26 protein-coding genes and 1 riboswitch are annotated in these 25,562 nt (G+C 41.4%); of the genes, 13 read left to right on the top strand and 13 right to left on the bottom strand.

Annotated features, from left to right (window positions below):
- Nucleotides 1-152: 152 nt before the first annotated feature.
- Complete coding sequence (locus NAF01_RS06600) at nucleotides 153-785, top strand: LysE family transporter (protein WP_048010742.1); 633 nt, start codon at nucleotides 153-155, stop codon at nucleotides 783-785.
- A gap of 311 nt (nucleotides 786-1,096) precedes the next feature.
- Here the strand turns inward: NAF01_RS06600 and NAF01_RS06595 are convergent, their stop codons facing one another.
- The 4 genes from NAF01_RS06595 to NAF01_RS06580 form a co-directional block, all read right to left on the bottom strand.
- Nucleotides 1,097-2,299 carry an IS110 family RNA-guided transposase gene (locus NAF01_RS06595; RefSeq protein ID WP_250801986.1) on the bottom strand — a complete coding sequence of 401 codons (1,203 nt, stop codon included), beginning with the start codon at nucleotides 2,297-2,299 and terminating at the stop codon, nucleotides 1,097-1,099.
- A 522-nt stretch (nucleotides 2,300-2,821) separates the two neighbouring features.
- Nucleotides 2,822-3,073, bottom strand: a complete 252-nt coding sequence (locus tag NAF01_RS06590; protein ID WP_250801985.1) for a hypothetical protein — start codon at nucleotides 3,071-3,073, stop codon at nucleotides 2,822-2,824.
- Between the two features lie 444 nt (nucleotides 3,074-3,517).
- Entirely contained in the window at nucleotides 3,518-4,768 is a 1,251-nt protein-coding gene (locus NAF01_RS06585; protein WP_250801984.1) for an ABC transporter permease, read from the bottom strand.
- Nucleotides 4,761-5,660, bottom strand: a complete 900-nt coding sequence (locus NAF01_RS06580; protein ID WP_197214580.1) for an ABC transporter ATP-binding protein — start codon at nucleotides 5,658-5,660, stop codon at nucleotides 4,761-4,763. Before NAF01_RS06580 ends, NAF01_RS06585 begins: the two co-directional genes overlap by 8 nt.
- Before the next feature lie 157 nt (nucleotides 5,661-5,817).
- Here NAF01_RS06580 and NAF01_RS06575 point away from each other — a divergent pair, with 157 nt between their 5' ends.
- Nucleotides 5,818-6,003, top strand: coding sequence for a YhzD family protein (locus tag NAF01_RS06575; protein ID WP_048010724.1), 186 nt, complete (start codon nucleotides 5,818-5,820; stop codon nucleotides 6,001-6,003).
- A gap of 280 nt (nucleotides 6,004-6,283) precedes the next feature.
- Here the strand turns inward: NAF01_RS06575 and NAF01_RS06570 are convergent, their stop codons facing one another.
- The 4 genes from NAF01_RS06570 to NAF01_RS06555 form a co-directional block, all read right to left on the bottom strand.
- Nucleotides 6,284-7,075, bottom strand: a complete 792-nt coding sequence (locus NAF01_RS06570) for an enoyl-CoA hydratase (RefSeq protein WP_250801983.1) — start codon at nucleotides 7,073-7,075, stop codon at nucleotides 6,284-6,286.
- Nucleotides 7,076-7,291: 216 nt separating this feature from the next.
- Nucleotides 7,292-8,917, bottom strand: a complete 1,626-nt coding sequence (locus tag NAF01_RS06565) for a long-chain fatty acid--CoA ligase (protein ID WP_197245388.1) — start codon at nucleotides 8,915-8,917, stop codon at nucleotides 7,292-7,294.
- Between the two features lie 142 nt (nucleotides 8,918-9,059).
- A complete protein-coding gene (locus tag NAF01_RS06560) occupies nucleotides 9,060-10,574 on the bottom strand; it encodes a coproporphyrinogen III oxidase (protein ID WP_250801982.1) in 1,515 nt (504 codons plus the stop codon).
- A 255-nt stretch (nucleotides 10,575-10,829) separates the two neighbouring features.
- A complete protein-coding gene (locus NAF01_RS06555) occupies nucleotides 10,830-11,696 on the bottom strand; it encodes a Cof-type HAD-IIB family hydrolase (RefSeq protein WP_076262444.1) in 867 nt (288 codons plus the stop codon).
- 228 nt (nucleotides 11,697-11,924) lie between these two features.
- Nucleotides 11,925-12,026: riboswitch (TPP riboswitch) on the top strand.
- A 321-nt stretch (nucleotides 12,027-12,347) separates the two neighbouring features.
- On the opposite strand from NAF01_RS06555, the gene NAF01_RS06550 reads away from it, so the two are divergent.
- From NAF01_RS06550 to NAF01_RS06530, 5 genes are all read left to right on the top strand, one after another.
- Nucleotides 12,348-12,953 carry a YkoF family thiamine/hydroxymethylpyrimidine-binding protein gene (locus NAF01_RS06550; RefSeq protein WP_250801981.1) on the top strand — a complete coding sequence of 202 codons (606 nt, stop codon included), beginning with the start codon at nucleotides 12,348-12,350 and terminating at the stop codon, nucleotides 12,951-12,953.
- A 1-nt stretch (nucleotide 12,954) separates the two neighbouring features.
- The gene (locus NAF01_RS06545) at nucleotides 12,955-13,551 is read left to right on the top strand and encodes an ECF transporter S component (RefSeq protein ID WP_197198745.1); all 597 of its coding nucleotides are present in this window, start codon (nucleotides 12,955-12,957) and stop codon (nucleotides 13,549-13,551) included.
- A complete protein-coding gene (locus NAF01_RS06540; protein ID WP_250801980.1) occupies nucleotides 13,535-15,235 on the top strand; it encodes an ABC transporter ATP-binding protein in 1,701 nt (566 codons plus the stop codon). Before NAF01_RS06545 ends, NAF01_RS06540 begins: the two co-directional genes overlap by 17 nt.
- Nucleotides 15,222-16,001, top strand: a complete 780-nt coding sequence (locus NAF01_RS06535; RefSeq protein ID WP_197245382.1) for an energy-coupling factor transporter transmembrane component T family protein — start codon at nucleotides 15,222-15,224, stop codon at nucleotides 15,999-16,001. Before NAF01_RS06540 ends, NAF01_RS06535 begins: the two co-directional genes overlap by 14 nt.
- 234 nt (nucleotides 16,002-16,235) lie before the next feature.
- Entirely contained in the window at nucleotides 16,236-16,436 is a 201-nt protein-coding gene (locus NAF01_RS06530) for an alpha/beta-type small acid-soluble spore protein (RefSeq protein WP_009331452.1), read from the top strand.
- A gap of 66 nt (nucleotides 16,437-16,502) precedes the next feature.
- Here the strand turns inward: NAF01_RS06530 and NAF01_RS06525 are convergent, their stop codons facing one another.
- The 3 genes from NAF01_RS06525 to NAF01_RS06515 all read right to left on the bottom strand — a co-directional run bounded on the left by NAF01_RS06525 (nucleotide 16,503) and on the right by NAF01_RS06515 (nucleotide 18,754).
- Nucleotides 16,503-17,027 (bottom strand): D-glycero-alpha-D-manno-heptose-1,7-bisphosphate 7-phosphatase, encoded by a 525-nt coding sequence (locus NAF01_RS06525; protein WP_197245381.1) that lies wholly within the window; start codon nucleotides 17,025-17,027, stop codon nucleotides 16,503-16,505.
- A 130-nt stretch (nucleotides 17,028-17,157) separates the two neighbouring features.
- Nucleotides 17,158-17,508 (bottom strand): YlbF/YmcA family competence regulator, encoded by a 351-nt coding sequence (locus tag NAF01_RS06520; protein ID WP_048010735.1) that lies wholly within the window; start codon nucleotides 17,506-17,508, stop codon nucleotides 17,158-17,160.
- A gap of 106 nt (nucleotides 17,509-17,614) precedes the next feature.
- Nucleotides 17,615-18,754, bottom strand: a complete 1,140-nt coding sequence (locus NAF01_RS06515; protein ID WP_197245380.1) for a DUF445 domain-containing protein — start codon at nucleotides 18,752-18,754, stop codon at nucleotides 17,615-17,617.
- Between the two features lie 225 nt (nucleotides 18,755-18,979).
- Here NAF01_RS06515 and NAF01_RS06510 point away from each other — a divergent pair, with 225 nt between their 5' ends.
- Genes NAF01_RS06510 through NAF01_RS06495 form a run of 4 tightly spaced genes read left to right on the top strand, consistent with a single transcriptional unit; the run spans nucleotide 18,980 to nucleotide 23,966 of the window.
- Entirely contained in the window at nucleotides 18,980-20,395 is a 1,416-nt protein-coding gene (locus tag NAF01_RS06510) for a YheC/YheD family endospore coat-associated protein (protein ID WP_250801979.1), read from the top strand.
- The gene (locus tag NAF01_RS06505; RefSeq protein WP_197245378.1) at nucleotides 20,355-21,458 is read left to right on the top strand and encodes a YheC/YheD family endospore coat-associated protein; all 1,104 of its coding nucleotides are present in this window, start codon (nucleotides 20,355-20,357) and stop codon (nucleotides 21,456-21,458) included. Before NAF01_RS06510 ends, NAF01_RS06505 begins: the two co-directional genes overlap by 41 nt.
- Nucleotides 21,436-22,800 (top strand): YheC/YheD family endospore coat-associated protein, encoded by a 1,365-nt coding sequence (locus NAF01_RS06500; RefSeq protein WP_197245376.1) that lies wholly within the window; start codon nucleotides 21,436-21,438, stop codon nucleotides 22,798-22,800. The genes NAF01_RS06505 and NAF01_RS06500 overlap by 23 nt, the downstream gene beginning before the upstream one ends.
- The gene (locus tag NAF01_RS06495; protein ID WP_250801978.1) at nucleotides 22,797-23,966 is read left to right on the top strand and encodes a YheC/YheD family endospore coat-associated protein; all 1,170 of its coding nucleotides are present in this window, start codon (nucleotides 22,797-22,799) and stop codon (nucleotides 23,964-23,966) included. The genes NAF01_RS06500 and NAF01_RS06495 overlap by 4 nt, the downstream gene beginning before the upstream one ends.
- Nucleotides 23,967-24,048: 82 nt before the next feature.
- Here the strand turns inward: NAF01_RS06495 and NAF01_RS06490 are convergent, their stop codons facing one another.
- On the bottom strand, nucleotides 24,049-24,219 hold the full coding sequence (locus NAF01_RS06490; protein ID WP_169799746.1) for a hypothetical protein: 171 nt from the start codon (nucleotides 24,217-24,219) through the stop codon (nucleotides 24,049-24,051).
- A 99-nt stretch (nucleotides 24,220-24,318) separates the two neighbouring features.
- On the opposite strand from NAF01_RS06490, the gene NAF01_RS06485 reads away from it, so the two are divergent.
- Both NAF01_RS06485 and NAF01_RS06480 read left to right on the top strand, forming a co-directional pair.
- Complete coding sequence (locus NAF01_RS06485) at nucleotides 24,319-24,525, top strand: YheE family protein (RefSeq protein WP_197207761.1); 207 nt, start codon at nucleotides 24,319-24,321, stop codon at nucleotides 24,523-24,525.
- Between the two features lie 377 nt (nucleotides 24,526-24,902).
- On the top strand, nucleotides 24,903-25,088 hold the full coding sequence (locus NAF01_RS06480) for a hypothetical protein (protein ID WP_197198740.1): 186 nt from the start codon (nucleotides 24,903-24,905) through the stop codon (nucleotides 25,086-25,088).
- A 116-nt stretch (nucleotides 25,089-25,204) separates the two neighbouring features.
- Here NAF01_RS06480 and NAF01_RS06475 read toward each other — a convergent pair whose 3' ends face one another.
- Complete coding sequence (locus tag NAF01_RS06475) at nucleotides 25,205-25,465, bottom strand: metal-sensitive transcriptional regulator (RefSeq protein ID WP_035326844.1); 261 nt, start codon at nucleotides 25,463-25,465, stop codon at nucleotides 25,205-25,207.
- Nucleotides 25,466-25,562: the final 97 nt, after the last annotated feature.

Below are 25,562 nucleotides of genomic sequence, written 5' to 3'. Positions count from 1 at the left end.
GCACGTTCCTATCCTAATTTATATAAGATAATTCTTCTTGAGTTTTCTTAATCGGTTTTAGACCGGGAAGCTTGTGCATAAAAATGTACAAGACTATTTCCTTGAGGACTGGCTTTGAGCTTCTGGGAAAATTTAAAGGGCGGAGTGGTATATTGGGAATTGGAATATATTTAAGTTACGTGTTTCTCGGACTGTCTCTGGCAGCTCCAATTGGGCCGGTTAATGCCGTCAGGCTTGAAAAAGGGATAAAAAATGGATTTTGGCATGCGTGGATTGTTGGAGTGGGATCTATGTTTGCTGATGCGTTTTATATGCTGGTTGTATACCTTGGACTCGTCCATTTTTTGGACACCCCTGTTGTACAGATCTTCCTGTGGCTTTTTGGAGGATTTATTCTTTTATACACGGGGATCGAAAGTATTGTAAATGCCAATAAAATTTCCATAAGCTATGTGCGCAGCCAGGATTCCTTGTTTAAATGTTTTTTCTCCGGATTTATTATGTCTATATCCAGTCCTCTTTCCATTCTGTTCTGGCTCGGCATTTACGGATCTGTACTTGCAAAAACAGCCGCGGCTTATGGAAAAACAGAGCTCTTTTTATACAGTACCATGATTTTTCTGGGACTGATGCTTTGGGATCTATTTGTCGCAGGATTGACCACAGGGTTTCGCCGATTTCTGACCTCCAAAGGGATCATCATCATATCGATTCTTTCAGGATTATCGCTGATTGGATTTGGGGCTTATTTTGCATTCGAAGGGTTAAAGGCATTATTTGCTTAAAGAATATTATTGAAAAAAGCTCCGTTTCTTAAAGTAAAGGGTTCCGTTTTGAGGTGCTATTCTAAAAAAATGCACAGAAATGACAGTCCTTTTGACATCTAAAATGGCATATAAAAAAAGCAAAACTCGCCCCAAAAATGGCGAGTTTTCTTTGTTATAATTCACGGTTCTTCTTTAACTAAACCAGCTAATAGGAGTCAAGAACTTCTTATAAAAATATTTATTCTCTCGTGTTATACTTTTAAAGGCACGCCAAATAACCCTCCAAATACTGTTTGGAAGGTTTTTCATTAGATGCCTTTTCTTGTTGTTTAAGCCATATCTAGGAAGGGCTCATTCCTTTTTAGAATTGCATAAATCCAGTGTAGAAGCTTATTTACACACGCTATCATTGCTACTTTTGAATGCTTTCCTTCATTTCGTTTCCGATCATAGTACTCTTTTAGCTTTTTATTCCTGGAGCTTCTTATACCGCATAATACGGCCATATACAAAGCGTGCCGTAAACGGCCTGAACCTCGTTTAGTAATGTGATTTATCGTAGCTGTGAACTTTCCTGATGAATGGACACTGGGATCTATTCCTGCATAAGCTACAAGTTTTTTAGGGTGGTTAAACCGGTCAACTTCCCCGATTTCGGAAATAATCGTTGCAGCGATTTTTCCTCCTATGCCGGGAATTGATTGGATTATCTTATATTCTTCAATTTCTTCTGCCAGGACATCTATCTGCCTCTCCAAGTTGGATAGGTGCTCCTGGTACTGAAGAAGCATAGAGATATACATATCTAAACTGTACAAGTGGCTTTGATATATACATTGTTGGAACGGATTTCGCTTGGCTGAAGCCATTAATTTAGCTACTCTCTCCCTGGCCCAATTCGCAGAACGTTTTACACGCATTTCCTCAATTCGCTCCATTATCTTTCCTTCACCTGCACTCAAAACATCTTGAGATGTGGGAAAATCCTTCAATACCTGAAGAGAGACTTTTGAAAACAAATCTCCAAACACTCCCCTGTATTCCGGAAATACCTGATCAAGAATAGTATGAAATTGAAGTTTTGCCTGAACGTAAAGGTTCGTAACGGTTTCGTATTGCCTTGATAACGTTCTTAGATTTAGAAGTCTTAATCCTCTTTTTTTATAAGGCTCAAAATCTTCCTTGTAATAAAGAACACAAAGATGATATGCATCAACGGCATCCGTCTTTACTTTTCTAAGGCTTGTTTTCTTGGCTTGATGAGAAATAATCGGATTTACCAAGATATATAGATATTGATTTTCCTCTAGACATTGAATAATTGGTGTGTGGTAATGTCCTTTAGATTCAAGAATCACCGCTGGTCTAACCCCAGTTTTCCTCTCTATTCCTTTTAAAAAGGAAACAAATGAATCCAAAGCCTCCTTGATATGCTTTACACTGAAGCTTTTTCCATATGGCCTATCCTTATCTAAGAAGGCTTGGGCCTCACTTTCTCCCTTGGCCACATCCAGGCCAACTACTGGATTCAATTTCATCTCTCCCTCGTTGTACTCACCAGTAACCCCTATACCTTCCTGTAGTTTCATAGCTTCGCTTGTTATACGAGATCACATTGTCCCAACCAGCCTCAAACATCTTTCTACAAGTAGGGGGTGAACGGTTTAATCCTCGGGATCTATTCCCACGCACCCGTACGTTCTACCCTGGCTACTGAAATAATAGGTCCTATAAAAAAAAGAGCCAACCAGTAAAAACTGGTTAACTCTATAATACGAAAGCACCCGTTAGCTGAATAAGAAAAGCGTGCTTTCTTTTATCATTACACCATAGTTGAAGAGGGAACCAAAATTACCCTTGGATTTCAGTTACAGTAACCCCACTACAATAAAAAAGAAAAAAGTAACTGACATAGATAAGTGTTATATTTATTATAAAAGCAGGTTTTTAATTAACTTTTAATCAAACAACAATATAACACTAAGGAAAAAAATAAGGAAAAGTAATAGTCAGAAATCTACTTTTCTCTTATAGATAAACCGCTTTTATTAAGTTTAAGTTAAACGAACACCCGTTGTAACGCAACCTGATTGAAATGGATTGTCAGTAAATGTAACTTCACCTTCAAGAGTTAATGGGATTCTAATGGTTAGATTTTTATTAATAGGGTCTAATTTCACTTTTAGTTTACACTTTTTTCCCTCTTCCACGCAAGAAATGAAAGAATCTACAAGTATGCGAGAACTTAAATTGTAGATAATGGTTAAACAAACTGGTTGAGTTAAATCTGTTAAAGTACATGGCATTTTTCTGCACCTCCTTTTCTCCTAACTAATATTAGGAAATGTAAATAGGACAAGTTTGGTGTGGACAAATGCATATTGAACGACAAAATGTGTAATTACCTTTCCAAAAATTATTTAAACGCCCCTTAACTAACAATTATTAAAGAGTAGAAATTATTTTCTTGAACCTGCCCCATTAGTTGAATAAGAAAAACATATTGCCGGCAGCTCAAGTGACATTGATTTTGACAGTTATTTTGACACTATATTTTAATGGTACAATACTTATTGTCCACTTTAAAATATAATTTCAATTGCTAAGGCAAAAATGATGAAAGAGGGGAGAAAACCTTAATATATAAGGAAAAAGACGTGTGCCAATTCACACGTCAATTTTTATGTCATTTATCGATAAAGCACTGGAAAACGGAACCCTTTATTCTTAAAGACGGAGCTTTTTTCAGATTATTCGTTTTTAGTAAGCTGTAATGCTTTTTTAATATCTTTAAACGAATTGGATTTGCCATACATCAATACTCCGCCCCTGTATACTCTCGCTCCAAAGACAGCGAGCAGTATAATGGAAACGAGAAGAATCGCAATTCCTAGAATCGGCTCCCATACCGGCAGTGACAGCATCCCTACTCTCATGAACATGAGCATCGGAGTAAAGAATGGGATATAAGACGTGATCGTTACAAAGGAAGCTTCCGGCTGGCTTAAGCCAAACATAGCAATCATAAAGCCTGCCACAACCATCATGGTCATTGGAGTAATCATCTGCTGGATATCTTCAATTCTGCTTACAAGCGAACCAAGAAAAGCCGCCAGTGTGGCGTATAAGAAATATCCAAGAATGAAAAAGATGAGTGCATAAGCGATAGTCGTAGCCGGAATGTTTCCAAATCCAAAGAATTCAAAAAAGCCGCCTTCCATCGTATCAAGATTTTGTTTGACTGAAAAATAACCAACTAATAGTATGAGTGCCATTTGTGTCAGGCTAAGCAGCCCGATTCCCAATATTTTTGCGAACATCTGCTTGATTGGTGAGACACTGGATATCAAAATTTCCATAACACGGGAAGACTTTTCTGTCGCTACCTCCATGGCAATCATATTAGCGTATAAGATGACTGCAAAATAAATGATGAATAACAGAACATAAACAAGCCCTCTTGCCTGATTCAGTTCTTCTTCTGTTTTGGCGTTTTCTTCAAGAGCGGTTTTATCAAAAGGCACAGGCTCATACAGCTTGCTTAATTGCTCCGGGCTAAGGTTTATTTGAGTGGCGGCCATTTGCGTTTTCAGCTGCTGCAGCCCGCCCTGCAATTCGGATGGGATCGCTGAATCGGCTATGCTTCTTGCTTTATAGGCTGCTTCAGGCAGCTCTTCTTCAGTAAAGGATAACAATAAAAGTCCTTTATACTTTTCATCCTTAACAGCATTTTCTCCTTCTGCCTTTGACCCTTTGTAGGCAATTAAAGAAATATTGTTATTCAGGGCATCCATTTGTTCCTGAAGAGGAGCTAACAGCACACCTGTCTCATCGATTACGGCAATTCGTTCTTCATCATCCTTATCGAAATAATCAATAATACCGGATAAGTTGGCAAGCCCTGCAACTATCGCCACAGTAAGGAGAGTCGTAACAATAAATGACTTGGTCTTCAGTTTGCTTAAATAAGTATGAAGAAGAATCGTCATAAAGTTATTCATAGGAAGCACCAGCCTTTTCTATAAAAATATCATTCAGTGACGGCTCTTCCAAAACAAATTTACGGACAAACCCCTTCTCTGCAACCTCTCTGAAAATGGCTTCAGCGGCATCTTCACCGGAAATCTGCAGCTGAATCCCCTCAGCTGTCTGTCTGGCTTTCACCACTCCCCTGCTATCCTTCAAAAAGCTTAAATCATAATCTGCATGGATAATAAGATTTTTCCTGCCAAAGGAACGTTTAATTTCTTTTAAAGATCCGTGCACTACTGGCCGCCCTTTTTGCATGATGCATAAGTGTTCACAAAGCTCTTCTACATGCTCCATCCTATGTGAGGAAAAAACAATCGTTGTACCGTTATCCCTTAACTCCAGTACAGCATCCTTCAGCAGTTCTACATTAACCGGATCCAATCCGCTGAATGGTTCATCCAGAATTAAAAGCTTTGGCTTATGTATAACAGCAGTAATAAACTGGATTTTCTGCTGGTTTCCCTTTGAAAGCTCTTCAATTTTTTTATTGGCGTATTCAGGAACTTTGAACCGCTCAAGCCAATAAGTTAATTCCATTAAACAGTCCTGCTTTCCCATCCCTCTCAGCTTAGCTAAATAGATAACCTGATCCTTGACCTTCAGCTTTGGATATAAACCTCTTTCTTCAGGAAGGTAGCCTATCAGCGGGCTGGTTGAATAATCGATGGGATTTCCATTCCACGTAATCTTTCCTCCGCTGGGATCCAATAGTCCCAGTATCATACGGAAAGTAGTCGTTTTACCGGCTCCATTCGCCCCCAGGAATCCAAACATCTCACTTTCTGGAATAGAAAGTGACAAATCGTCCACTGCCGTAAACTTTCCAAAGCGCTTTGTTACATGCTCAAGCTCTAAAGCCATTTCGAATTCCTCCTTTTCCTATTTAGCAATACGTACAGAATAGGAAAAAAGTTCCCTGATTTAAAGCAATTTTTCCGAATAAATTTTGCACATTCTAAGAAATTATGCAAGAATAATAGTAACTATCTGAATTTTATAATAAGAGAGGAGTCTCATTATGAAGACTTACAAGCTTACTGCATTTGAACAGGACGGGGAAAAGATATTGGATGAAGCATTCCAGGCAGCTTCTGATGACGAAGCTAAAAGTGTGGGAGAAAATCTCCTTAAGGAAAAAGGGCTGGATGAGAAAACTCACCGCTGCACCTCTCCTGCGGGCAAACTGATACTGTTTCATAGATAGGAAGAAAAGTGGAAGCACCTTGCCCACGAAGGAACGCAGACAAAAAGCGCCACCTCCTCCCAAAAGCTGCCGCTTTCGGTCGTGCGATGTATCGCTGCCGTAGCTTTCCTTGTCCTGTGGCAATGTCTGCATGACCCCCATCATGGGGGCCTCAAGCACAAGACGAGCTTGTGACCTCGAGCGGTTTTGCGCTGGAGCTGGACAGTTATCTGAATTCAATGATGTACATTCTGATAAGAAAAGCAAAGGGCTCAGCTCTTTGCTTTTCTTCTATCAATCTTTATTTCCCCTTAAATACAGGCTTTCTTTTCTCAATAAAGGCCTGGATTCCTTCTTTGTGATCCTCTGTTTGCCGCATTTTATGCTGGCCAAGCTTTTCGAGCTCAAGCACTTTTAGCAGGAGCGGCCGGTTTTTATCAGCAAGAATTTTCTTTGTCTTAATCATTGCTTCTGTCGGTCTGTTCAGCCATTGGCTTAATTTTGCATCAACTGCTGTGCTTAAATCAGCTGCTGCTATTTCGTGAATCAGCCCCATTTGCAGAGCTTCATCTGCAGTCAGCACTTTTCCTTCCCAGATTAAATGCTTCGCTTTATCTTCACCAATGCGCTGCTGCAGGAAGAAGTGAGCCCCACCGTCAGGAATTAAGCCGATTCCAATAAAATTCATGGCAAGCTTGCTGTTCCTGTCTGCCAATATATAATCAGTGGCAAGGGCCAGGCTCAGGCCCAAACCGGCAGCTGCCCCTGTAACAGCACTAATGGTCAGCTTCGGCATGCTATAAAGAGTTACAGCCAGCTCGCTGATGCAATCCATCACATCCGGGAAATCGCTTTCATTTGTTTCCAAAAGCATAGTCTTAATATCCCCGCCTGAGGAAAATGCGCGGCCCCTTCCTTTCAATACAACAATATCAATCTCATCCATTTGGCCAATATCTTTCATGGCAGTCAAGAGCCCTTTCAGCATTTCCACATTCAATGCATTCAATGATTCCGGCCTGTTCATTTCAACTGTCGCCACACGCCCATCAAGCTGAACACTGACAGTATCAGTTACAAAATCTGTTGTCAAAATCTTTCCCCTCCTTTAAATGCTTCTTTTATTATAAAGAGTATTATTATATTTAAAAAGCTTTTTGTCTAAAAATTTTTAATTTTGTCACTTGTTGGTCACTTCCTCGATACGCTCTCTCTGAAAGAACTGTAATTTACCCATTTAGCTAAGCCAAAAACTAATTTGATGATATTAAAAACAGCATCCCAAAAGGATGCTGCAAATGACCCATATTTACTTTGCATGACCTGTATATTCTTTTTGGACCTGCTCTCTTAAAGCCATTTTGAGGAATTTTCCTACAGAGGTTTTTGGTATTTCCTCAAAGAAAAGTATTTCATCCGGAAGCCACCATTTTGCAAATTGCGGTTTCAGGAATTCATAAAGCTCTTCTTTTGTGGTCTGCCCTTTAAATGGCTCTTTCAGAACTACGCATGCCACCGGCCTCTCCTGCCATTGCTCATGCGGGACAGCAACAACCGCTGCTTCAAATACCGATTCATGAGCCATTAAGGCATTTTCGATATCAACGGAAGAAATCCACTCCCCTCCACTTTTAATTAAATCTTTTGTCCGGTCAACGATTTTCATAAATCCTTCTTCATCAATGGTTACGACATCTCCCGTGTAGAGCCAGCCATCACGGAATGCTTCATTGGTCCGCTCATCTTTATAATATTCAGAAGCAATCCATGGCCCTCTTATAGCGAGTTCCCCCATTTCCTTTCCGTCCCATGCTGCTTCCCCATCCTTGCCGGCAATCTTCATTTCCAGCCCAGGTACAAGGATGCCCTGTTTGGCTTTTATATCCAGCCTCTCTTCTGCTGATAGCTCTTCCTGATAGCTTTTTAAAGTCGAAATAACAACAAGCGGGCTTGTTTCAGTCATTCCGTAGGCATGCATGAATGGAATTTTGTGCTTTTGCTCGAAGGCTTTAATCATGCCTTTTGGCGCTGCCGAACCTCCACATAGAACCGATCGGAGTGAGCTCATATCATATTTATTTTCATCAAGTTCTTTTAATAATCCGAGCCAGATTGTCGGCACTCCGGCTGTTATGGTAACTTTCTCAGATTGAATAAGCTCTGCCAGAAGTTTCGGTGTAAAATATGGTCCCGGCAATACAAGAGTGGTTCCAAACCAGACAGCAGCAAACGGCAGCCCCCATGCGTTTACATGGAACATCGGCACTACCGGAAGAGCGATATCCTTCTCGCTTACAGCTGCACTGTCTGCCATCCCAAGTGCCATACTGTGGAGAACAATGCCTCTGTGGGAATAGACGACCCCTTTAGGGTTGCCTGTAGTTGCCGAGGTATAGCACATTCCCGCTGCTGAATTTTCATCCAGATCATCAGGATATTCATAGGCACCACTTGCTTCATTTATAAGCTTTTCATAGTGATATACCGGGGAAAGAGAAGTCTCAGGCAATTCTTCTTCATCTGTCATAATGATGAACGCCTTGACCGTCTTCAGTTCATCCTTAACCTTCTCAATTAGCGGTACAATGTCAGGATCAATCAGCAGCACTTTATCTTCGGCATGGTTAATAATATATGTTATATGCTGAGGTGACAGACGGATATTAATCGTGTGGAGAACAGCTCCGCTGCATGGGATGGCGAAATAAGCCTCCAGGTGACGATGATGGTTCCATGCCAGTGTCCCGACCTTATCCCCTCTTTCCACTCCCAGCTTTTGCAGGCTTTCTGCCAGCTTCCTGGTCCTTTCTGCAATCTCCTTATATGTCAATCTCTGAATTCCGCCGGCCGTTCTTGATACGACCGTTTTCTTTGGAAAATACTTTTCTGCCCGCCTGATCATTTGCGTCATAGTCAAAGGTGTCTGCATCATCATTATAATTCCCCCTTTTTAGAAAACGCTTACATTTAGAATCATAGAGATCTATGATCTTTTACCTATTCATTCTCTTTATTTTCATGAATTCCTTTAATATTTTTCTCAATTTTCCGAAATATTTTTTTAAAAAAATCCCCGCCTATTCGGCTAGGGATTCATGTTTATTAAATAGCTCTTTTAATATTTTCAATTTCTCATCTGTATAATATTCAAAACTGTCATTATACGATTTTGGATCCTTCGGGTTCGCAAAATGAGTGATTTTTCCTGTCCCGGGATCAATGAACTTACTGGAAGCCCCGCATCCAAGCCCGATAATTGTCTGCTGTTCTTCCATGATCATAATGTTATAAATGCTTTCCTGATTTGGAAGGGCATAACCGACATTTTCAAGATTGCCGAGAATATTTTTCTGGCGGTAGAGATAATAAGGATCGTAATTATGCACTTTCGTCCAATTCTCAGCCATGTTCATCATTTTTTCAATCTCTTCACGATCGGCAACTTTATATTTTTGCTTGTTCTTTGTCATTTCCGAAGCTCGTTTAAAGGATAAAGTATGGACAGTCAGGGATTCCGGCATTAATTTTTCTGTTTCATCCAGAGTATACGCAAATTCCTGAACACCTTCTCCAGGCAATCCAATGATCAGATCCATATTGATATTGTTCATGCCCATATTACGGGCCAAATAGAATTTATCCACGGTTTCTTCTACTGTGTGGTGACGGCCAATTGCTTTCAAGGTCTCCTGAATATAGGACTGAGGATTGATGCTGATACGGTCAATATTCCATTTTTTAAGCACTTCAAGCTTTTCAGGTGTAATCGTATCCGGACGGCCTGCTTCGACAGTGACCTCCCGAATGTTTTCTACATCTGGAAAAGATTCATACATTTCCTCATAAAGCATATCCATCTCTTCTGCCGTAATGCTTGTCGGAGTCCCTCCGCCATAATAGACAGTAGTAATTTTCACATTATTTTCTTTCAGCCAATCACCAATTTTGCGTATTTCAAAATGAAGGCCGCCAAGAAATGAGTTAACAGAACCCTGCCTGCCATTAATCGCATAGGCAGGAAAAGTACAATACGCGCACTTTGTCGGGCAGAACGGAATGCCAATATATATGCTTACCTCATTTTTTAAGTCATAAAGATCCGGCACAACAGCAAGCTGCCGGTCTACAATATTCTGCATAAGCTGAATTTTTTCATCTGTAATCAAGTACTCTTCCTTCAGCTGCTGATGAGCTTCCTGGAGAGGTGTCTGATTCTGCATGGCACGGTGAAGCAATTTTGTGGGACGTACTCCGGTCAGGATACCCCACTTCTGGGTAATGCCAGTCCAGTCCTGCAAAACAGTCAGGTATACATGTGATACTGCATTCTTCACTTGTCTGAAAGTCTCTTTGTCAGACTCAGCCGGAACAAATTCCTTTTCAAAATTGGCTGTAAGATTCCTGTTGTCTTTATCAGTAAGCTCTGCAATGGCTTTAATGCGTTCTCCCTGCTCAAGCTGAAAAGAAATGGTCAGATCTGCTGCAGCATTCTCACCCAGCACCACTTCACATTCTTCAAAAAAGAGGTTCCCGATCAGCCGAAGCGGCCGATGGAACCGTTCATCCTGTATGCCTAAAATTGAAATGTTCAAATCTATCACCTTTTTTTAGAAATTATAATAAATCTGCCGGTGTTTCATCTCACTGACGGCAGCTGCAGAGTCTTTATTATTCATGTTGACAAACTCCTTTTAGTGTACAGAAATGGGGAAACAAGGTCAATATCAGGGAAGTGAATCCTATTGGAACACTTTATTTAATTCACTCTTTTTCTATCTATCTCTTTATCCAATGCCCTAAATCAAAAAGAGAGCCAATCTGCCTGACTGGACTCTCTTTCATTCATTTTATTTTAGCAGATTCATTTTCTTCAGGAAATCGATCGGATGCTGTTTGCGGAAATGTTCTTTAACCATGTAGCTTACGCCGCTCTGGTCATTGGATCGTGTCAGCCAGTCTGCTGCTTTTTTTACCTCTGCCGGGGCATTGCCCATTGCCACACCCAGACCGGCGGCTTCAATCATTTCCAGATCATCTCCAGAATCTCCTATGACGACCATTTGATTTCTGGAAATTCCAAGGTGCTCGCATAAATAGAGCAAACCATTCAGCTTTGAAACTCCGGCAGGAACAATGTCCATCCTCAGATCATTCAGTTTAATGACTTCCACATTTTCAAACATGCCCCAAATGGCTGTCTTAGCATCCTCAAGGTCTTCTTTATCTTCAAAGTACACTTCAATTTTTGGCGGTGTGACCGGCTCATCTAAAATGGTGTCACTTAATGAATCCACAAACTGCTGGGAATAAAAAATGGGATCGCCGGTTGTAAAAACAGTTTTAGCAAGCATGTTGGTATTGAGCTTCGTTTTGTTGGCAAGGGAATATTTTTCGTGCACCAGCCTGATTTGACAGGTAAAGCCTTCAAGCAGGCGCACGATTTCAAACGTTTCATCTTCCTGAATCCTTTTTACAAAAATCGGCTTTTCCTGAGAAGCTGCAATATATGCCCCCCTGTGTGTGACCAGCAAAGAATTGATTTTCAATGCTTTAGCCACTTTTTTCGCGGATGGAAAGCTTCTGGACGTAACAAGTGTTACATAGATCCCTTTTTGCTGCACATATTCAATCGCTTCTTTTGTTGATTTATGAAGTCTTCCATTTGATTGGAGTAATGTTCCGTCTATGTTTAAAGCAAGCATTCTGTATATCATCCAATTTGCCCCCTATTCTCGGTGTAAAATTGTCCTATTACACTTTTATGAAGAGAAGGACTGGAATAGAACATGACATGGACAATGCAGAAATTTTTTATAGCTTATCTGTGTTAGTGAAGGCGTTTATCTGTTTTCATAGATCAATTGATTTGAAGAATTATAAATTAGTCATTTACAATTTGGATGCTCCGTATTAAGATGGAGTCAATAAAAACTGCATATCTTATTTTGCACTAGGGGAGCTTTTTGGCTGAGAGGAACAATCCGTTCTGACTCTTATCACCCGATCTGGATAATACCAGCGTGGGGAAGTGCAGGTGAACGGCTATCATTTCTAGTGTTTTGATATCATTCAACTGCATTTCCTTATGGGAATGCAGTTTTTTATTTTCATTAGGCTCTTTTCGTATAAATTGTTGTTTTTGGCCTATTAATGCTGTCCGTTGATTTCCGCTCCAGGCTGCTCGCTTTCCGCGGGGCGAGCGGTGAGCCTCCTCGACGCTTCGCGTCTGCGGGGTCTCACCTGTCCAGCTACTCCCGCAGGAGTCTCGCACCTTCCGCTCCAATCAACTCAGTAAATAAGATACAAAAAGCAACAAACTTTGCGAAAATAGCCTTTCATTAAAACTAAAATAGGAGGATGGCAAAATGCAGGAAAATTTTTTATGTGGAACTAGTGAAATTACAGGGTGCAGGTTTTCAATTTACCCAATGACTGACAGGTTTGCGGAGGTTATTTTGTCAGCTCTAAAAGAAGTGGACACGAGCAAGGTATGGATGGAAACAGATGATGTGAGCACCTGTGTGCGAGGCAGGTCCATTCATGTTTTCGATGTGGTCAAAGCTATTTATCTTGAAACAGTTAAGCATGGGGACCATGTAGTGTTTAACGGGACTTTTTCAAATGGATGTCCCGGTGATACTGCGGGCGATGCTTATCTTGCTGAAAATGAGGAACGGGCGAATGAAGATTCAGCAGCAGGAATCAGCCAGGAAGTCGCTGTCCAGTTTGCCCTTTATCCGATGGGGATTCCTGATTACATGAACGTCATTATGAACCAGGTCGAGCTCGCAAAGAATCGGGAAACTTTTACTAAAGGAGTGCATTATGCTTCAAGACTGGATGGAGATGCACACGCTGTTTTTAAAACACTGGAGGATGCTTTTGAAAACTGCAAGAAAAGCGATTCTACACATATTGTTATGACAGTGAATATGTCTGCCAACAGTCCATCCAAAAAGGAGACTGAGTAATATGCTTGAAAAGTGGAAGCTTCGAGAAGTCATTGTCCTGTCTGTACTCGCTGTCGTGTTTGCAGTTGTATATCTGGTATTCCTGCAATTTGGCAACGTGCTATATGGAATGTTCGGCTTAATTGGATATGATCTTATTTTTGGCATTTGGTTTATTGTTTCAATTATCGCAGCTTACATAATCAGAAAACCCGGAGCAGCCTTTTTATCGGAAACCATCGCTGCAGCCATTGAAGTCATGATCGGCAACGCAGTTGGTCCCCGCCTGATACTGTCAGGGATGATTCAGGGGATTGGAGCAGAAGCTGTTTTTGCGGCCACGAAATGGAATAATTACCGGCCATGGGTTTTAATTGCTGCCGGAATGGGCTCATCTGTTACTAGTTTTATTTGGGGCTATTTCATTTCCGGCTATGCGGCCCTCTCACCCGGTTATGTTACGGCTATGTTTTTTGTGAGGCTGATCAGCGGTGCTTTATTAGCTGGATTGCTAGGCAAATGGCTAAGCGAAAGCCTTGCGAAAACAGGGGCATTAAACAGCTTTCCTATTGGAAAAGAGCTAAAAAGGGGAAAACCGGAAAATGGAATTACAGCATAATAGGCACATATTAAAAACTGAACAGCTTTCCTTCAGGTATGAAGATGTGAAAAAACCTATTTTAAAAGATGTGCAATTCAGCCTTTATCCAGGGGAAGCAGTTCTATTGCTGGGCCCAAGCGGCTCGGGAAAAAGCACACTTGCTTTCTGCTTAAATAAATTATATCCGGAGGCCGTTGATGGCAAATTGGACGGGACCATTTCATTCAAGGGAAAGATGCTGGAGGAGTTCGGCCCTGGCGAAATTAATCAGCACATTGGCATTGTGTTTCAAGACCCCGAAAGCCAATTTTGCATGACCACAGTCGAGGATGAGCTGGCATTTGGGCTTGAGAATATGAAAACACCTCCTGAAGAAATAGAGAGTAAGATTGATGAAGCATTGGAGCTTGTTCATCTTTTGCCGTATAAACATTCCTTAATCCACACCCTTTCCGGGGGCCAAAAGCAAAAGCTTGCACTGGCATGTGTTTTATCATTAAAACCGGATATCCTGATTTTGGACGAACCGACAGCAAATCTGGACCCGGCTTCAAGCTATGAACTTACACGCATAATCAAAGAGCTTAAAGAGAACCAGGCATTTTCCCTGCTAATAATTGAGCATAAGCTGGATGATTGGATTGATTTGACCGATCGGTGCGTGGTCCTAAACAAGGAAGGTGAAATTTTATTTAATGGAAGCACGGCAGAATGCTTTAATCAATATGCAGAAGAACTACTGCATGAGGGCATCTGGCTGCCAAGCGCGGTTAGAGCCGGCCTATTAGGAAAAAAAGAAGGTATTTACAAAGGGGAAAAGCTCCCGTTGTCTGATCGGGAATTAATCGCCGGATTAGCAAATCCCTTTTGTGCACTTCAGATTTTAGACAACCGGAAGAAAAAACACCAAGCTCATGAAGAGCAGATTATCCTATCAGCAGAGAATCTAACGTTTAATAAAGCTGGTAAGGACTTGCTAAGAAATATTAGTTTTTCTGTAAAAAAAGGCGAATTTGTGGCAATTGCCGGTTCAAATGGGTCAGGAAAAACAACACTTTCCAGACTGCTGGCTGGACTATATCCTCCTTCAAAGGGCAATATACTATTTTATGACAGCTCCCTTTCCCAATGGAAGGAGAAGGAGTTAAGACAGAAATTAGCTTACGTTTTTCAAAATCCCGAGCATCAATTTATTGCAGACTCTGTCTATGATGAAATAGCCTTCAGCCTAAAAATACAACAAATTCCTGATGCCGATATTCAAAAAACAGTTCAGGCTGCTCTGCTTCAAGTGGACTTGCTCCAATGTGCTGACTTGCATCCTTTTTCCTTAAGCCAGGGACAAAAGCGGCGGCTTAGTGTCGCATCGGTGCTTGTGAATGATCAGGAGCTTCTCCTCCTTGATGAGCCAACCTTTGGACAGGATGCCAGGACGTCCGGGGAGCTTATGAAGCTATTGGAAACAAAGATCCAAAGTGGAGGTTCCGTGGTGATGATCACGCATGACATGGAAATCCTCCATTCCTATGCGGACAAAGTGATTGTTCTTTCAGAAGGAGAGAAGATTTACGATGGTTTGCCAGATGCATTATGGAAGAAAGATGAGATTATGAAGATTGCTTCCCTAAAGGTTCCTTACCTAGAAAAACTCAGGAACGATATCGGGTCCATTGCAAGGGGGAAAAAGCTTGTTCTTACATGAATTTAACCCAAGCATTAAAGCATTCACTGTCATAGTCTGTGTGTTAATTCTATCGGTTTTCTTTGATCCGGTTACACCTTTTCTGACCTTAGTGATGACTGCAGCAGCCACCTTTATTTTTGGAAGAGTTTCATTCAAAAGATGGATACTGCTTTTCACGCCATTTATCTTTATGGCTGCAATATATATTTGGTCAGCTCTGATTTTTTCTAAAACGATTGAAGGAGAAACCATCCTTTGGTCATGGGGGATATTCACATTGACTGAGGAGAGCTTTCTGCGTGCCCTCTCCCTTGGAATGAGAGTTTTAAGCTTTACCTCTCTGTCTCTTCTTTTCATTTTAACCACAAAGCCGACAGAGTTTCTGCTCAGTTTAATGCAGCAATGCCGGCTCTCTCCAAAGCTTGCATATGGAATCATGGCAGGCTATCGGTTCCTGCCATTAATGAAAGAAGAATTTGAGATTATCCGAAGCGCCCACCGGATCAGGGGAGTACCCAAAGCCCGAAAACTCTCGGAAAAAATGGCTGAGCTTAAGAGGTATGCAGTTCCTCTCCTTGCCGGAGCGATCCGTAAAGCTGAAAGGACAGCGATGGCTATGGAATCAAAAGGGTTTACCGGAGATAAAAACCGGGAATTTTATCATAAAATCTCTGTTTCCTGGAAAGATTGGGCATATTTTACCTTCTTTATAGGAGCAGTACTGGGCAGTGCCTATATTTCATGGCTATTCGGGTTTCTGCAGCTTTACAATGGCGAACTTTAGCAGACAATTCTTGATTTCCGTGCGGATAGAATCTTTTTATGTGCGGTAGGAGCAATTTTATGTGCGCGTTTAGCTCCATTTTATGTGCTCAAAGCTGATTTGGAGACATACCAGCAAATTTCTTACATTTAAAAATACCATAAAGTACCATAAATAACTATGAATAAATCTTATTTACTCTCCTAAAGCTATAATTGTAACAATCAAGAAAACTACACCAAGGAGATGATTTACATGGCAAGAAACAGCAATTCTAATCAGCTTTTAGTATCAGGAGTCAGTCAGGCAATTGATCAAATGAAGTATGAAATTGCAACAGAATTCGGTGTGAACCTTGGCCCGGAAACATCTTCAAGAGCAAATGGATCAGTAGGCGGAGAAATTACGAAGCGCCTTGTGCAAATGGCTGAGCAGCAGCTTGGCGGAGCACGATAGTCCTTCAGCGAAATCATAGTAAAATAAAATGCCGCTTCCAGCTGATCCCGGAAGCGGCTTTTCACCCTATTTAAGCATATCCAATATATCTTCCACAGCCTCAAGAAGAGATGACGCCTGGATATCGGCACTTGTTGGACCAGAGCCGATAAAAACAGTTTTACAGCCTGCCTTCTTACCCGCCTCAATGTCCCGTTCATGATCGCCTACCATAATGCTTTTAGTCAGATCAAGATTGTGCCTTTCAGCCAAATCCACCAGCATGCCTGCATTTGGCTTGCGGCATTCACAGCCTGCTTTCGGCTTATGAGGGCAATAGGCGACCTCTTTAATATGTCCGCCTTTTGCTGAGACAAGCTCCTGCAGCCTTTCATGAATTCTCTTTAGCTCCCTTTCTTTCAAAAAACCGAGCCCCACGCCGCCCTGATTGGTCACAACGAAAATTTCATAACCGGCTTTGGTCAGCTCATCCACAGCTTCTGCTGCCCCTTCCAGTAAATATAACTGCTCCGGCTTGTTAACGAATTTCACCCTGTCTGATAGAACCTCATTCAAAACGCCGTCCCGGTCCAAAAAAATGGCTTTTTTCAATGTGCTGCCCCTTTCATTAAATCGATATCTATCATAAAGGTACCCAAACCTTGTTCAGTTTAATATACGAAGATGCTTTTTTCTTATAAAAAAAACCCCGGAATCAATTTCCGGGAGTTTTCTCATGGTATTATTCAGCTGCACCATAAAGGTCTTCAAGAGGCTTCATGATGATTTTGTTCATTTCTGCAATCATCATGCTCATGCGCTGTTCTGCTTCCATAAGCTTTGAAATCTGGGCGTGCTGCTGTACAAGCGCGACTGTCTTTTGAGCCTGTTCTACTTCTTCCTGTGTAATATCCTGGCCCATCATTTGTTTTTGCTGAAGTTCCATCTGGATTTTGCGGAAGTTATCAAACATTGCTTTTGAAGACGGATCTGCATTCACATCATCATATGCCTGCTTTAGAGCCTTATATTCATCGCTTTCCCGCACTGCTTTTTCTAATTCATAGGCTGAGTCATATAAATTTACTGCCATTAAAAACACTCCTTCCGATTCTTGTTCAAAATGGACAATTCACTCTCCGTTTCGAACATCCACTACACTATAACAAACTATGACAGTAAACGCGAGGCGATACCCTTTAATTAATCAATATAGCAATGATTCCCTGTACGAGACCAATAATACCCCCAAGCAGAAAACCTAAGTTTGTAATCATGGCTAACTCGCTTTTGATGATGGAAAAGACCATATCTTCTAATCTTTCAACCGAAAAATTGCTGACCTGTTCACGGACAATTTCTGCCAGACGAAGCCGTTCCATAACCATTTCTGTCTTTCCTGAAAGCCAATCAGAAAGCATCTGAACACTTTTAGGAGCAAGCTCTTCTATCAGTACTGTCCTATAAGGGTTCATAAAAGATGAGATAGGCTTTTTAAATACATTTTCCAGATTTATGACTCTGTGTGCAATATTCTTTAATACTGAAAGAATCTGTTCCTTTTCGAGCTGCTCTTCAATAACTGCAGCTTCCATCTCAAGGATTTTACGCCACTCTTTTTGTAAAAGGGTTGTAATCAGGTCGGCCGTACCCTCATTACTTAAAAACCTAACAATTTCCGGCTGAATTTTATCCGCAAGATTAATGTTGCCCATGAACATCTGCAGCATATTGCTGAGCACGCCGCTGCGTTCACGAACAAAATCATCAGCCATTCTTTGTATCCTCATTTTGCCTTCAATGCTGGAGAAATAATCAACCCCCTTTTGAAGGATCATTGAGCTGATAGCCGGAATTTTTTCATCCGCTTTATCCAACAGGCCCTGAGGAATAACATTTTTAAGAGGCAGGCCTCGATATTCACTTATAATCTTTTCATATTTCTGCTCAATTAATAAGTTTATGCGGTACTCCGTTTTCGATTGGCCATCCGTGATTCCAAACGCTGCAAGAATGTCCTCTGCTGATTTTTCTGATTGCAGGATAGTTTCCATCTCTTTCTGAACAATCCCGGTCATATCATGCAAGAATTGATCATTGATGAACTTTTTCTTAATGCTTTCCGGTGTCAGAAGATGATTAACAACCAGCTTTCCCATCTGATCAGCCATTTCATCTCTTCGTTTAGGAATCAGCCCAGGGGTAAATGGAACCTTCCATTTACCTATGTACACGGCATTATAAGGTTTAAAGAGCATTTTAATAGCCAGGTAGTTAGTAAACCCGCCAATGAGTGCCCCAATTATCATCATTAATATTATTGTCATTGCAATTTCCATAGATATCTCTACCTTCCTTAAGTTACAGGCGCCTCTTGACGCACCATTTAATTGCCCAGAACATACGATATGGTATCAGCTTTTGCCTATTTTTTCATTATACAGTGAAAACTTCATCAATGGGAGTTTTGCACATTCTGCGGAATAAATTCAGCATTCAATTTGCAAACTGCATGAGGTTGTTCAGAATAGGCTCAAATTAAGATAAGCAAATGAGGAATGATCATGACAGTTTCTTTATTGCCTATTACGATTGTTCCGGTAAAAATGTTTCAGGAAAATCAATTTCGCATTCAACTTAGCCATTCTCTCGTACATTACTGGAATATTGATTTGCAAAAGCCCCATTTGCTGCGGATCGGCATGCATGCCATTCAGGTAACCATCGAAGGAGCAAACATTACAAAAGATGAAATTATGTTCTGTGAACGGCTTTTTCAGGAATGCTGCCTGCCAATGGAAGATCTCCATTTTGTCGCCAGTTACTCCAGAAAGGACTTTACTATTACTGCCGGGCCGGTTATTGGACTGATGACGGATTTTAATGAAAGTGGCGAAGAGCCTGATTTCCGATCAATTCATTCTTTTTGCGAAGAATTGCATGAAGTTGTTTCCGGCTTGCGCGGATATTTCTATGTATTTCATTTTCGAGACTGCATTGAAGGAAAGCTGCAGGGTTATTGCCTGCGTGAGGGAAAATGGATAAAACGTCCCGTTCCTTTGCCTGGTGTGATTTATAACCGGATCCACTCCCGGATGCTTGAAGCAAGTTCTGCTTTTCAATCATTTAAAAATAACTTGATAAACTTTAACATCCCAATGTTTAATGACCGTTTCTTATCGAAAAAGGAAGTTCATAACCTCCTCTTTTCTGAGGACCATATGCATCCCTATCTGCCTGATACAGCCATTGCGGATGAACAAACCATCAAGGAAATGCTGGCCAGACACAGGTTAATATTCCTTAAGCCCATACATGGCAGCCAAGGACGGAATATTATCAGACTTAGTATACAGGACGAAGAAATCATGACAGAAGTATCGACCGGAAACGGCAGGGAAAATACGCTCACATTCAAAAATTATGACCGTTTTGCACAATGGTTCAAGCAGTACCAAAAGAAAACAATTTTTCTGGCACAGCAGGCCATACCTCTGCAAACTTATAAGAACAGGCAGCTTGATTTCCGCGTGCTCTGCCATAAAAACTTTCAGGATATCTGGAGGGCCACTTCTGCAGTGGCAAGGATTTCTGCCGAACAGCAATTTGTTTCCAATATTGCAAGAGGCGGGGAAATTATGAAGCCCCTAAGAATCTTCACGATGCACTCTGATCAGAAAACAGCGGTTCAGCAGCTGGCGTTATTTAAGGAGCTTGCAGTTGAAACAGCAACCATCATCAGTCAGAAATGCGAAGGCCTTGTTGGAGAACTCGGGATTGATATTGGATTGGACTCTAATGGAAAACTCTGGATCATTGAAGTGAATTCTAAACCCTCCAAGAACTTTGAAGACAAAGAAAAAAGAATAAGACCCTCTGCCAAGGCACTGATCGAATATGCAACGGCTTTATCATTTATCCAAAAAGGAGGACTACAAAATGCTTTCATTCGGAATCATGACTCTAAACAAACGGAGTGAACAGCCATACTTTACGGAATTGGCGAAGAGAGCTAATGAATATAACATTAATTGCTTCAGGTTTGTGCCTACAGATATCAATCCTGTTTCAGAAAGGATTGCAGGTGATTCCTATAACCCTTCTTCAGGGGAATGGGAGCCGGCAGAATTTCCAGTGCCAGAGATTCTTTATGATCGCTGTTTTTACAGAAATGACTCCCGCTCGAAACAATGTATATCCATCGTGAATTGGCTAAAGGCAAGAAATGACATCCAATTCCTTGGCTACGGATTGCCTAATAAGCTTGAATTATATGAAATTCTCTCCTGTTCAAACATATCACCTTATTTGCTGAAGACGGCTCCATTTACCGGAGCTGACAGTTTCATAAACAGCCTCATTACTAATCAGCCCTGCATTTTAAAACCGGCAAGCGGGTCACAGGGACATGGAATCTATTATATTGAAAAAACGGGCAAAGATATTCTTGTTAAAACAGATAAAAGGAATGCCCAGGTTTCACGCAGCTTTGAAACTGAAGAAAAGGCAGCTGGATGGTTGAATAAATTGACCGCAAAACATCAATACCTCATCCAGCCATATGTGAATCTATCAAACAAGGACGGTCAGCCCTTTGATATAAGAATATTGCTTCAAAAGGACAGGAATGGTGCCTGGAAGGAGCTGGGCCGGGGCATTCGCACAGGCAGAAAAGGAGGCATCGTCTCCAACTTAAGCGCTGGCGGCAGCAATATTTCTTTTAAGGAGTGGGTCACTAAATACCCACCTTCATTAAAGAGTTTTCTTTCCGATGAGCTTTATGACATTATCGATACACTTCCTGCTGCACTTGAACGAAAGCTTCCCCCGCTATTTGAGATGGGAATCGATATCGGAGTGGAAACTAACGGCTCTATTTGGATTCTGGATATTAACTCAAAGCCAGGAAGGAAAACCATCCTGAACAGCCAGCCTGAGAAGGAGGAAGAGTTATATACCGCTCCCCTTCTCTATGCCAAATTCCTGGCAGCCAATAAGGAAATGGAAAGGAGAACGAATCATGAGAAAACAATATCAAATTGAAATTTCCGATTCCGCCTCCAAAACAGTTTATATTCCAAATGAGCTGAACCTTCATACTCATTTGACGAAACTGGCATTTGGCACTCATTCGGCAGATTCTTCTTTCTTACTCCAGAAGACAAAGAAGAACTCCATCATCATAAGTAAAGATGTTGCCGAAGCACTGCATTTCCCTGATCTCAAGATTCCTCTGCATGCATTTGCCAATAAGGGTACTCTGTACCTCGGCCCGCTCGTAGGTATCTTCACATCAGGATTCACCTCTTTTCCTTTAAGGCCGGTTGGGGATCGAACCCTATTTTTTGCCAAACTGCTTTCGGTCAAAAAAACGGTAGGTGCCATTCCGTTTTTATTCGGTGACCAGCAAATTAACTGGGAAAAAGAAACCATCCATGGGCTTTTTTATCATGAGGAAGGCTGGGAAACCTTTGAAGTCCCTTTTCCGAATGTTGTTTATGATCGGCTTCCCAACCGAAGAAGTGAAAGAAGGAATGAGCTGAAGGAAGTTCGCGCCCGCCTTCAGAAAGACTATTTAATTCCCTGGTATAATCCTGGTTTCTTTAATAAATTAGATGTTTATGAAAGACTGCAGAACGATGATAATATTAGTCATTACCTGCCTGAAACCCACCCTTTTTCTTCTTTTTCTGTAATTGAAAGAATGCTGGCTGATTATGGCCATGTTTTCCTGAAGCCTATTAATGGAAGCCTTGGGCTTGGGATTCATCAAATTATTTATGATAAAAGGGATGGGAATTATTATTGCCGATATAGAGTTCGGGACGAAAATCGGCTGAGAAGGTTTAACACTTTGGAAAATTTAATGCGGAATGTTTTTGCAGGACGAAGTTTAAGCCGGATGCTTGTTCAGCAGGGAATTCATTTGCTCCGTCATGAACAGAGAGCGATTGATTTCAGGGTTCATACCAATAAAGATGAGAATGGAGAATGGAAAGTTACCGCCGCAGCGGCAAAAATGGCGGGACCCGGAAGTGTTACAACTCATGTGAAAAGCGGAGGTGAAATCAAAGTCCTTGAAGAAGTATTTGAATCGGATGCAGAAAAAAAAGAGGCAATGTCGAAGTTAAGTGAGGCGGCACTTAATATCAGCAAGGCACTGGAACGGAACATGGAAGGTATCATCGGTGAAATCGGCTTTGACTTTGGATTGGACCGAAATGGCCATGTATGGCTGTTTGAAGCAAATTCAAAGCCCGGAAGATCCATATTCAAACACCCTCAGCTCAGGGAGTTCGACTTTCTTACCCGCAAGCTATCACTTTCATTCGCCGTTTTCCTTGCCGAAGCATCTATTATGAAGCCTCAGGAAATTGTGAGATGAAGGTTTATTATGACTGGGCCAGCAGGACCTGGTTCGGCAGCAGCAGTTGTACCCTTGGAAGCAGCCAACACCCTTTAAACATTATTAGCCCGCAGGCAGCACGAGATTCGCTTTCCTTTTCATTATCCTTGCGGAACGGTAATGCGGGACCGGTGATTGGCATTCTTACCGGAAAAGGAAAGGATCAGGCTATTGCCGGCAATGGTCCTTTATTTAAGGCCCTCCAGAATAGCATATTGCAAAAGAGCGGGGTTTCCTATGTATTTACCCCAGAGAACTTTAAGGATAATTCCGTGAACGGCTATATTTATATTCCCAGTCAGGATAAGTGGATTGAAGCCATGTGCCCTCTTCCGCATCTTGTCTACAACAGGGTGCCATTCCGGAAACTTGAAAAAACAGAAGCCTTTCATAAAGCAAGCCGTATTTTCAACCAGCAGGCTATTCCATTTTTCAATCCGGGCTTTCTGGACAAATTCGACATTTACCAGCTATTAAAAGACCATTCGCCATTAAAGGATTATATTCCTGAAACCATTCTTGTCACCGGGCCAAAGCCTCTAAAGGATTTTATCCACAGATATAATAATATCTACTTAAAGCCGGCAAACGGTTCCAAAGGCAAAGGAATATACCAATTAATCCGGCTGGAAAAAAGCATCACATTAAACGGTCTGCACGATTCATTCAGTTACGCTGATTTTGAACATTTCTGGTGCCAATGGGAGACTCACCTGATGGGTAAACCTTATTTAGCACAGAAAGCGATCAGCCCTGCCAAATTAGAAGGCAAGCGATTTGATTTTAGAATCTTAGCCCATTTCAGCGGAGGCAGCTATTCGGTTACAGGGATTGGCATTAGGCAGTCTCAGGACCAGGACATTACAACCCACATCCCGAATGGCGGGGTGATGATTCCATATGAAAGTGTCCGCACAAAAGAACATGATGCGTTTATTCATACTGCAGCATCGGAGGCAGGAAAACTTCTTGAGAAAACGAAAGGTTTTCATGGAGAATACTCTATTGATGCTGGATTAACTGATCAGGGCAACTATGTGATTTATGAAATAAATTCAAAGCCGATGAGTTTTGATGAAACCTGGATAGAAGAAAAAAGAATTGAAGAACTGACCCGCTTATTTCTCTCATTGTCCGGGTTCTAGAATGCTACTAAAAATAGCCGTGCACCCACAGCGTGCACGGCTATTTCTATGCGATTTTTTTACAAGTGTCCCTGACAAAGAATTAATAAGTCGTTACAGGGCTTTTCGCTGTCTTAACCCGATTTTTTTTAGAGGCACTTCCGGCAAAAGATTTAAACTGGTCTTTAAGCTTTTGGCGTGACTCGGGGTTTCTCATTAAATAAGCTGCTCCAAGGGCCATGGCTGACATCATAAATTTGTTGTTTCTTTTCATCCTTTTTGCCTCCTTTTAATGTTAAAATGTTTCTACATCTGTTCCATTCCCTTTTTCAGGAACGTTAAACGGGATATTACAACATCTGGAGGAATCCTAATGCTGACACACTTTCAATTCAAACCTTTATATGAAAACAAACAATTGCCGGGATGGACATTTTCTTTTTACTTCAAAAAGCAAAAAGTTACCGGCATCTATCATCCAGACGGAAAAATTGAATGGACATCCGGAGATCCTGCCGGACAGGAGGAGGACCTGAAATCCCAAATTCATGAATTGATGTTATTTCATGTGTATGAATAAGCATTTTTCACAAAGTTTGTTGCTTTTTGCAGATATAATGAGTTGATTGTAGCGGAAGGTGCGAGATCCTCGAAAATGCTCTCGCATTTTCTTCGTGCGGTGTTTTTTCAGGGAAGCTTATTCAACGTCCTGCGGGAGTAGCGGGACAGGTGAAACCCCGCAGACGCGCATACGCCGAGGAGGCTCACCGCACGCCCCGCGGTTCGCTGAGCAGCCTGGAGCGGAAATCATCGGGCTACATTAAAAGGCGAAAAACAGCAATTTATACGAAAAAAAGCCAGGAATAAGAAAAAAACTAGAGAAATCATGCATGACGATAAAGCTCTTTTGGAAAAATAATCCCGCCAGGATATTACATCTAAAGGAGCGATTGACACATGGATAAAAAACGCAGGGTTTCAGAGGACGTCCATTATGAAGGCAGGGACAAAGCTTATATGGATATAGACAGGATCATAAACGAGGGTCTTTCCGGAGGCTCCGTCCATGGGCGCGGCGGTGATGTTAATATCGAACAAGCCAGGGAACTGCATGAGGAAGAACCTCCATATGAGGCTGAGTAAAAATAAGAGGCACCTGAATTCAGGTGCCTTTTATAGAGATTAAATTGAATTTATTGTACTGTTAGATAACTATCTAGCTCCAGGCGCCAAAAAGCGGGCGCCTTCCGCTTTTCTGGTTATCTGCTTTTCACAATCATATTCACAGCTTCCTGGATTGCATCCTCCGCATTTTTGCCTTCATTGTTTGCTTCACGGATGCATGTCTCCAGGTTTTTAGCTACAATATATCCCATTGCACGGTCAACAGCAGAACGGACAGCAGATAATTGTGTAACAACATCCTTGCAGTGTTTTTCTTCTTCCATCATTCGGATCACACCCCGCACCTGGCCTTCCAGCCTTTTCAAGCGGTTTTTCATTTCAGGTGTATATTCCATGAGTCTCACTCCTCACACTCTCAATTCCCTTTATAGAAACATTCACAGATTAAGTTAATTTTTTCAATTAAATTATAACTGCTATAATATAAGAAAC

The organism is Cytobacillus firmus (assembly GCF_023657595.1).
GTDB classification, from domain to species: domain Bacteria; phylum Bacillota; class Bacilli; order Bacillales; family Cytobacillaceae; genus Cytobacillus; species Cytobacillus firmus_B.
The sequence above is the reverse complement of the archived record's forward strand: the minus strand, read 5'-3'. Positions and strand labels throughout refer to the sequence as shown.

Excerpts from the sequence above, each read along its gene's own strand:
- NAF01_RS06510 (WP_250801979.1), top strand. The coding sequence starts at position 18,980 with ATGACAGTTTCTTTATTGCCTATTACGATTGTTCCGGTAAAAATGTTT.
- NAF01_RS06490 (WP_169799746.1), bottom strand. The coding sequence starts at position 24,219 with ATGAAAAGAAACAACAAATTTATGATGTCAGCCATGGCCCTTGGAGCA.
- NAF01_RS06475 (WP_035326844.1), bottom strand. The coding sequence starts at position 25,465 with ATGGAATATACACCTGAAATGAAAAACCGCTTGAAAAGGCTGGAAGGC.
- NAF01_RS06555 (WP_076262444.1), bottom strand. The coding sequence starts at position 11,696 with ATGATATACAGAATGCTTGCTTTAAACATAGACGGAACATTACTCCAA.
- NAF01_RS06540 (WP_250801980.1), top strand. The coding sequence starts at position 13,535 with ATGGAATTACAGCATAATAGGCACATATTAAAAACTGAACAGCTTTCC.
- NAF01_RS06505 (WP_197245378.1), top strand. The coding sequence starts at position 20,355 with ATGCTTTCATTCGGAATCATGACTCTAAACAAACGGAGTGAACAGCCA.
- NAF01_RS06480 (WP_197198740.1), top strand. The coding sequence starts at position 24,903 with ATGGATAAAAAACGCAGGGTTTCAGAGGACGTCCATTATGAAGGCAGG.
- NAF01_RS06495 (WP_250801978.1), top strand. The coding sequence starts at position 22,797 with ATGAAGGTTTATTATGACTGGGCCAGCAGGACCTGGTTCGGCAGCAGC.
- NAF01_RS06575 (WP_048010724.1), top strand. The coding sequence starts at position 5,818 with ATGAAGACTTACAAGCTTACTGCATTTGAACAGGACGGGGAAAAGATA.
- NAF01_RS06590 (WP_250801985.1), bottom strand. The coding sequence starts at position 3,073 with ATGCCATGTACTTTAACAGATTTAACTCAACCAGTTTGTTTAACCATT.
- NAF01_RS06520 (WP_048010735.1), bottom strand. The coding sequence starts at position 17,508 with ATGGCAGTAAATTTATATGACTCAGCCTATGAATTAGAAAAAGCAGTG.
- NAF01_RS06500 (WP_197245376.1), top strand. The coding sequence starts at position 21,436 with ATGAGAAAACAATATCAAATTGAAATTTCCGATTCCGCCTCCAAAACA.
- NAF01_RS06545 (WP_197198745.1), top strand. The coding sequence starts at position 12,955 with ATGCTTGAAAAGTGGAAGCTTCGAGAAGTCATTGTCCTGTCTGTACTC.
- NAF01_RS06550 (WP_250801981.1), top strand. The coding sequence starts at position 12,348 with ATGCAGGAAAATTTTTTATGTGGAACTAGTGAAATTACAGGGTGCAGG.
- NAF01_RS06485 (WP_197207761.1), top strand. The coding sequence starts at position 24,319 with ATGCTGACACACTTTCAATTCAAACCTTTATATGAAAACAAACAATTG.
- NAF01_RS06565 (WP_197245388.1), bottom strand. The coding sequence starts at position 8,917 with ATGATGATGCAGACACCTTTGACTATGACGCAAATGATCAGGCGGGCA.
- NAF01_RS06580 (WP_197214580.1), bottom strand. The coding sequence starts at position 5,660 with ATGGCTTTAGAGCTTGAGCATGTAACAAAGCGCTTTGGAAAGTTTACG.
- NAF01_RS06515 (WP_197245380.1), bottom strand. The coding sequence starts at position 18,754 with ATGGAAATTGCAATGACAATAATATTAATGATGATAATTGGGGCACTC.
- NAF01_RS06530 (WP_009331452.1), top strand. The coding sequence starts at position 16,236 with ATGGCAAGAAACAGCAATTCTAATCAGCTTTTAGTATCAGGAGTCAGT.
- NAF01_RS06585 (WP_250801984.1), bottom strand. The coding sequence starts at position 4,768 with ATGAATAACTTTATGACGATTCTTCTTCATACTTATTTAAGCAAACTG.